7 protein-coding genes are annotated in these 7,242 nt (G+C 73.0%); all 7 read left to right on the top strand.

What is annotated here, in order from left to right:
* The first annotated feature begins 505 nt into the window (after window positions 1-505).
* Complete coding sequence (locus IE180_RS35510) at window positions 506-1,768, top strand: NAD(P)/FAD-dependent oxidoreductase (RefSeq protein WP_229861244.1); 1,263 nt, start codon at window positions 506-508, stop codon at window positions 1,766-1,768.
* The gene (locus IE180_RS35515; protein WP_229861246.1) at window positions 1,765-2,532 is read left to right on the top strand and encodes a DUF1365 domain-containing protein; all 768 of its coding nucleotides are present in this window, start codon (window positions 1,765-1,767) and stop codon (window positions 2,530-2,532) included. The genes IE180_RS35510 and IE180_RS35515 overlap by 4 nt, the downstream gene beginning before the upstream one ends.
* Window positions 2,529-3,866 (top strand): SAM-dependent methyltransferase, encoded by a 1,338-nt coding sequence (locus tag IE180_RS35520; RefSeq protein WP_190161074.1) that lies wholly within the window; start codon window positions 2,529-2,531, stop codon window positions 3,864-3,866. Before IE180_RS35515 ends, IE180_RS35520 begins: the two co-directional genes overlap by 4 nt.
* On the top strand, window positions 3,863-5,149 hold the full coding sequence (locus tag IE180_RS35525; protein ID WP_190161075.1) for a class I SAM-dependent methyltransferase: 1,287 nt from the start codon (window positions 3,863-3,865) through the stop codon (window positions 5,147-5,149). Before IE180_RS35520 ends, IE180_RS35525 begins: the two co-directional genes overlap by 4 nt.
* Complete coding sequence (locus IE180_RS35530) at window positions 5,146-5,967, top strand: DUF1295 domain-containing protein (protein WP_190161076.1); 822 nt, start codon at window positions 5,146-5,148, stop codon at window positions 5,965-5,967. The genes IE180_RS35525 and IE180_RS35530 overlap by 4 nt, the downstream gene beginning before the upstream one ends.
* Window positions 5,968-6,000: 33 nt before the next feature.
* A complete protein-coding gene (locus IE180_RS35535) occupies window positions 6,001-6,354 on the top strand; it encodes a hypothetical protein (protein ID WP_190161077.1) in 354 nt (117 codons plus the stop codon).
* Window positions 6,355-6,482: 128 nt separating this feature from the next.
* A complete protein-coding gene (locus IE180_RS35540) occupies window positions 6,483-6,863 on the top strand; it encodes a DoxX family protein (protein ID WP_190161078.1) in 381 nt (126 codons plus the stop codon).
* The last annotated feature ends 379 nt before the right edge of the window (window positions 6,864-7,242 follow it).

The raw sequence follows: 7,242 nt of genomic DNA on the forward strand, positions 1-7,242 counted from the left end.
CTCACCGGCGACCCCGCCGACGCCGCCGGCGTCGGCCTCACCCTCGAACCCACCGGAGGATCCCCCCGGCCCACCACCGACCCCCTGCTGCTGATGGCCCTGCCCACCTGACCGGACCCCCCGACCACGCCGACGGACCGAAGTCCCCCACGCACAGCACCCCGCAGTCGAGGGACGTCATCGGCCGCCTCCGTCTGCCCGGCGGGCACCTGGACGGCGACGTCCGCCACCGGCGCGGCCACACACCGGGGCGAAGTCCTTCGGATCGCCGCGCCCCTGATCGGTCTGCACCGAGCCGTCCTCGTCATCGGCCGGCACGGGCGTCTCCACGGGAAACACGTCACCGCCGTCGGTGCCGCCCACCCGCCCGCCGCGGCCTTCGACGTCACCACCGCCTCTCCGCGATGTCCGGCTCGAAGATCAGTCCCAATCCGCCGGGCCGTTCGCTGCGAAGTACGGGTGAAACGCAGCAACCGGGCGGCGTGTCGAGTGGTGGGAGCGGGTTGTGACGGAACACCGGAAAGCGGCGGTGGTGGGCGCCGGGGTGGCGGGTCTGACGGCCGCCTACGTCCTGGCGGCTTCGTACGAGGTCACCCTGTACGAGGCGGACGGGCGGCTCGGCGGCCACGCCCACACCCGTGAACTGCCCGGTCCCGCCGGACAGGCGATCGCCGTGGACTCGGGGTTCATCGTCCACAACGAGCGCACCTATCCCACCCTGCTGCGTCTGTTCGGGGAGTTGGAGATCGGCACGCAGGACGCCGAGATGAGCATGTCGGTGCGGTGCGACGGCTGCGGGCTGGAGTACGCGGGCGCCCGGGGCGCGGCGGGGCTGTTCGCCTCCCGGCCGACGCTGCGCGCCCGGTACCTCCGGCTCGTCGCAGAAGTGCCCGTCTTCCACCGTGCCGCCCGGCGGCTGCTGGCCCGCGGGGCTCGGGCGGGCGTCACCTTCGGGGACTTCCTGCGCGAGGGCGGCTTCTCCCCGTACTTCGTCAGCCACTTCGCCCTGCCGCTCGTCGCCGCCGTGTGGTCCTGCCCGGCCCGCACCGCGCTGTCGTACCCGGCCGCCTACCTGTTCGCCTTCCTGCACCACCACGGCCTGCTGTCGATCACCGGATCCCCGCAGTGGAAGACCGTCACCGGCGGTTCGTCCGCCTACGTCACCGCCGCCGCCAAACGCGTCCATCGCATCCGCACCTCCAGCCCGGTCCACGCCGTCAGGCGCCACAGCGGGGGCGCCCTCGTCACCACCGGCGACGGCGCCACCGACGCGTACGACGCCGTCGTCATCGCCACCCACCCGGGCCAGGCGCTCCGCATGCTCGCGGACCCCACCGCGGACGAAAGGCGGCTTCTGGGGTCCTTCACGTACTCGCACAACCCCACGGTGCTGCACACCGACACCTCCCTCCTGCCCCGCTCCCCCAGGGCACGCGCCAGCTGGAACTACCGCATGGCCGGCTGCGAGCCCTCCACCGCTCCCGTACGCGTCAGTTACGACATGGAGCGGCTCCAGCTCCTGCCCGCGGGCTCCGGCTACGTCGTCACGCTGGGCGGTGACGACGGCGTCGCCGCGGACCGGGTGGTGGAGCGGATGGTCTACGAGCACCCCGTCTACACGCCCACGTCGGTCGCGGCGCAGAAGGAACTGCCCCGTCTCAACACGGGCGTGACCGCGTACGCGGGGGCCTGGCACGGCTGGGGCTTCCACGAGGACGGCTGCCGTTCCGGCGTGGAGGCCGCCCGCTCCTTGGGGGTGAACTGGTGAACCGGACCGACACCACTGGCACGCTCACGGTGGCCGGGACACCGGCGCTGTACAGGTGCGTGATCACGCACGTCCGCCGCACGCCCCTGCGCCATGCTCTGCGGCACCGCACCCACCTGTGGTGCGTGGACCTCGACCGGATGCCGGTGCTGCCCCGGCCACTGCGTCCTCTGGCCCGTTTCGACGCCCGCGACCACTTCGACGGAGCCGCCGGGTCCATCCGTGCCGGACTCGACGCCTTCCTCGCCGCCCGCGGCATCGATCTGGAGGGCGGGCACGTGGTGATGCTGGCGCACGCCCGGGTGTTCGGGTTCGTCTTCAACCCGCTCAGCGTGTTCTGGTGCCACGACTCCTCCGGCGCCCTGGTGTACGTCGTCGCGGAGGTCCACAACACCTACGGGCAGCGGCACTGCTACCTGCTGCGGACGGACGAGGCCGGTGAGGCCGAGGTGGACAAGTCGTTCTACGTCTCGCCGTTCTTCGCGGTCGAAGGCCGCTACCGGATGAGGCTGCCGCTGCCCGGCGAACGGCTCGGTCTGACCATCCAGCTGGAGCACGACGGCGACCGGGTGTTCACCGCAGTGGTCCGGGGCGTCCGTCGCCCCGCGAACGTGCCCGCCCTGCTGTCCGCAACCGTGCGCAGGCCCTGGTCCACCGCCGCGGTCTGGGCCGGCATCCGCCGCCACGGCATCCATCTGCTGTTGCGCGGTCTGCCCGTACGTCCTCGTCCTCGTTCCACCCCGCAGAAAGGCATGCTGCCGTGACCCGTCCCGCCCTCATCTCCCAGGGCCGCTCCCGACCCACCGGCCGAGGAGTCGGGATTCCCCCGCAGGCGCCGGACACGAGTCCCCCGGTCACCGCGCCCGCCGTTCGCCGCACGGACGTCGACGCCGACCGCTGGCCGGACGTGGCCCGGCTCCCGTCGACGGCACCCGCCCGCACCGCCATCGCCAGGCACTTCGTGACCCGGGCCCTGGACCGGCTGGCCCTGAGCGGGCCCGCGACCGGCGCCCGCGCGGCCGCCGCCGGTCCGCGGCTGACGCTCCACGACCCGGACGCCTTCCACCGCCGGATCGGCCGCCACGGGCTGATCGGCTTCGGCGAGTCCTACATGGCCGGCGAATGGGACAGCGACGACCTGGCCGGCCTCCTGACCGTGCTGGCGCGGCACGTCGACGAGCTGGTCCCCGCTCCGCTGCGCCGACTCCGCGGACTGTGGGTCCCCGTCCGGCCTGCTGCCGACCGGAACACCCGTGCCGGTGCACGCGACAACATTCAGCGCCACTACGACCTGTCCAACGACCTGTTCTCCACTTTCCTCGACCCCACCCTCACCTACTCCTCCGCCGTCTTCACCGCCTTCCCCGCCCGCTTCCAGTCCCTCGCCTCCGCCCAGCACCGCAAGATCGACCGGCTCCTGGACCTCGCCGGCGTCGGCGGGGACACACGGCTGCTGGAGATCGGCACCGGCTGGGGCGAACTCGCCCTGCGGGCTGCCGCGCGCGGCGCCCGGGTCACCACCCTGACCCTCTCCGCCGAGCAGGCCGCCCTGGCCCGCGAGCGGATCGCCGCGGCCGGACTCAGCGACCGGGTCGAGGTCCAGCTGCGCGACTACCGTGACATCGAGGGCCGGTACGACGCCGTGATCAGCGTCGAGATGATCGAAGCGGTCGGCGCCGACTACTGGCCCACGTACTTCACGGCCCTGCGCCGCGCGCTCGCTCCCGGCGGCCGGATCGCCCTGCAGGCCATCACCATGGGCCACCGCCAGATGCTCCACACCGCCGCCACCCACACCTTCATCAGCAAGTACGTCTTCCCCGGCGGACTGATCCCCTCCCGAGAAGCCATCGCCGAGCACTCCGCCTGCGCCGGGCTGACCACCATCGCCGACGACGGCTACGGCGAGCACTACGCCGAGACACTGCGCCTGTGGCGGGAACGGTTCACCGCCCGCCGCCCCGCCGTCACCGGCCTCGGCTTCGATCCGGTCTTCCAGCGCATGTGGGAGTTCTACCTCGCCTACTCGGAAGCCGGATTCCGCTCCCGCTACCTCGACGTCCGCCAGCTCCTCCTCACCGAAGGAACCCCCCGATGAAGCCCGCCGCCGACCGTCTCGCGCAACTCCTCGGCCACTTCCTCCCGGGGCCGCTCCCCGTGCGCCTGCGGGCCTGGGACGGCAGCCAGGCAGGCCCGCCGGACGCACCCCTGGTCGTGCTCCGCTCGCCCGACGCCCTGCGCCGTCTGGTGTGGCAGCCGGGCGAGCTCGGCCTCGCCGAGGCCTACGTCACCGGTGACCTGGACGTCGAGGGCGACCTGGCCGACGCCCTCTCCGAGGCCGGCCGAAACGTCCGCGACCGGCCCTCGGCACGTCCCGGACCGGCCGGCATGGCCGCGGCCACCGCCCTGGCGGCAAGCCTCGGTGCCGTCGGTCCACCCCCGAAACGCCCCGACGGGCGGGCGCGACTGACCGGTGGCCTGCACAGCGTCTCGCGGGACCGTGCGGGGATCAGCCACCACTACGACCTCTCCAACGACTTCTACGCCCTCCTCCTCGACGAGTCGATGGCGTACTCCTGCGCCTACTGGACCCGGCCCGGTGATCCCGCGTACACGCTGGCCGACGCGCAGCGCGACAAACTCGACCTGATCTGCCGCAAGCTCGGCCTGGGTCCTGGGGACCGGCTGCTCGACGTCGGCTGTGGCTGGGGGTCTCTCGCCGTCCATGCGGCACGCGAACACAAGGCCCGCGTCACCGCCGTCACTCTCTCCCGATCCCAGCACGAGTTCGTCACCGCGCGGGCCGTCGGTGAGGGAGTGGCCGACCTCGTGGACGTCCAGCTGCGGCACTGGCGGGACATCGACGGTGGCGGCTACGACGTCGCGGCCGCCGTCGAGATGGGCGAGCACGTCGGCGACGCCGAGTACCCGGCCTTCGCTGCCAAGTTGCACGGCGCGCTGCGCCCCGAGGGCCGGCTCCTGATCCAGCAGATGTCCCGGGGCGCCCACGCGCCCGGCGGAGGCGCCTTCATCGAGACCTACATCGCCCCCGACATGCACATGCGCCCCGTGGGCCGGACCGTGGACCTGCTGGAGGCCGCCGGCCTGGAGGTCCGCTCCGTCGAATCGCTCCGCGAGCACTACACGACCACCATCGACGCCTGGCGCTCCACCCTCGAACGGCGCTGGGGCGACATCGAGGACCTCGTCGGAACGACCACCGCCCGGGTCTGGCGCCTGTACCTGGCAGGAGCCTCGCTCGCCTTCGCCGAACGCCGCATGGGCGTCGACCAGGTCCTCGCCGTCCGCCCCACCCGCGAAGGAGCGTCGGCGATGCCGGCCACCCCCACCGCCTGGTACGTCCCGGTGAGCGCATCGTGAACGGCACCGACTGGGGCGCCCTCACCGCCGACCTCGCAGCCTGCGCGGCCACGGCGGCGGCGGTGCTCCTCGCCACCTTCGCCGTCGCCGTACGACGCGGGCTGCACCGGATCGTCGACATCGCCTGGGGCCTTGCCTTCAGCGCCGTCGCCGCCGTCACCTGGCTGCTCTCCGCCGGCCACGGCGACGACGGCCGGCGCCTGGTGGTCGCCGCGGCGACCATCGTCTGGGGGCTGCGGCTGTCGGTGCACATCGCACGGCGCTCCCGCGGCCACGGCGAGGATCCCCGCTACACCGCTCTCCTCGACAAGGCCCCCGGCAACCGGACCCTCTACGCGCTGCGCACCGTCTACCTCGGCCAGGCGGCCCTCGTCTGGCTGATCTCCCTGCCCGTCCAGGTGGCCTCCTACAGCTCCGCGCCCCTGGACCTCCTGGCCTTGTTCGGGATCGCGGTGTGGGCGTTCGGGCTGACCTTCGAGGCCGTCGGCGACCGCCAACTGGCGCGGTTCAAGGAGGATCCGGCCAACCGCGGCCGGATCATGGACGAGGGTCTCTGGGCCTGGACACGTCATCCCAACTACTTCGGCGACAGCCTCGTGTGGTGGGGCCTGTACCTGCTCGCCTGCACCGCGTGGCAGCCGGCCCTGGCCGTCCTCGTCTCCCCGGTCCTGATGACCCTGCTGCTCACCGTCGGCAGCGGCAAACGCCTCCTGGAGAAACACATGGCCGACCGTCCCGGGTACCCCGCATACGCCGCCCGTACAAGCGGCTTCCTCCCTCGACCGCCCCGCCGTGACGCCCCACGGCCTGGGAGGTAGCCGGTGCCCGAGTCCGCAGCGCATGCGCGCCGTGTGCCACGACCGGCTCTGGTGCCCTTCTTCGCCGGATCGCCGCCCTTCCGGACGAAGGCGGCGGTCCTCGTCCTGCACGGCCGTACGGTCGTCGCGCTCCACGACGAGGCCGACCGGGTCGCTTCCGCCGCGGACACCTGGGCCTTCCTCGCCCACGCCCGCGCCGCAGGGGCCCGCGTTCCGGGCATCGCGATGCCCGGAGGCGGCCACGTCGTGATCCGTGGCGCCCGCCCACGGCAACGCTTCACAGCAGAAGCGGTGGCGGCTCTCCTCGGACTCGCTCCCTTCCCCGGGGCACCGGCGGACGGCGCTGAAGTGTTCGCCGGTCCTGGCGGCCCCGGAGACCGCCTCTGACCCGTCGTACCCGTCCGCAGACCGCGATCACCCTGCGGGAGCGCACGGGTTCCGTCTTCCGCACCCGAGCCGTACCCTTGAGTAACTTGCCGTGTTCGTAGGACACCGCCACCGACAAGAGACGAGACATGCCCCCTTCCACGACATCCGCCCGGCTGCTCAGCGGCATGCTGATCGGTGCCGGAGTGGCACACTTCGCCGCTCCCCGGCAGTTCGACGCCATCGTGCCCCGAAGCCTGCCCGGCTCGCCTCGGACGTGGACCCACCTGAGCGGTGTCGCGGAGATCGCCATCGGGGCGGCGATCGCCGCCCCGCGCACACGACGCGCGGGCGCGCTGGCCGCGGCCGGGCTGTTCACCGCCGTGTTCCCGGCGAACGTGAAGATGGCATACGACTGGCGCCACCGCCCCGCCCCGCTCCGGGCGGCGGCACTGGCCAGGCTCCCCCTCCAGGCGCCGCTCGTTCTCTGGGCGTTGAGCGTCCGCCGGGCCGCGCGACCCGACAGCTGACGGACCACCCGCGCGCTCCGGTCGAAGAGCACCCCGACCGCGGTCGTGACCTCGGCCGGACCGGCGGTCGCCCCAGGCCCGGCGCCTACCGCAACCAGGCGCCTCGCCTCGCGGTCGTCCCCCGGACCGCGGGCAAGCACCACCTTCGGCCCCGAGCACGGCGCACCGCGGCTCCGGAGCGGTGCGACGTCCACTCGGCGTCCAGAAGACCCTCGGGCCGCTCCGGAAGCGGGACTTCGGACCGTCAGGCGGATTCGGGTGTGCAGCCGGCGAGCAGTGGGGACGGCCGCTGCTCCCGCCCACGGTCATGCGGCAGCGAGCCGCTAGGAGATGTCCGGCCGATCATGTGACTACTCCGCCGTCGTGTCGTTGATGTGGA

It is taken from the genome of Streptomyces litmocidini, from assembly GCF_014649755.1.
Taxonomy (GTDB): domain Bacteria; phylum Actinomycetota; class Actinomycetes; order Streptomycetales; family Streptomycetaceae; genus Streptomyces; species Streptomyces litmocidini.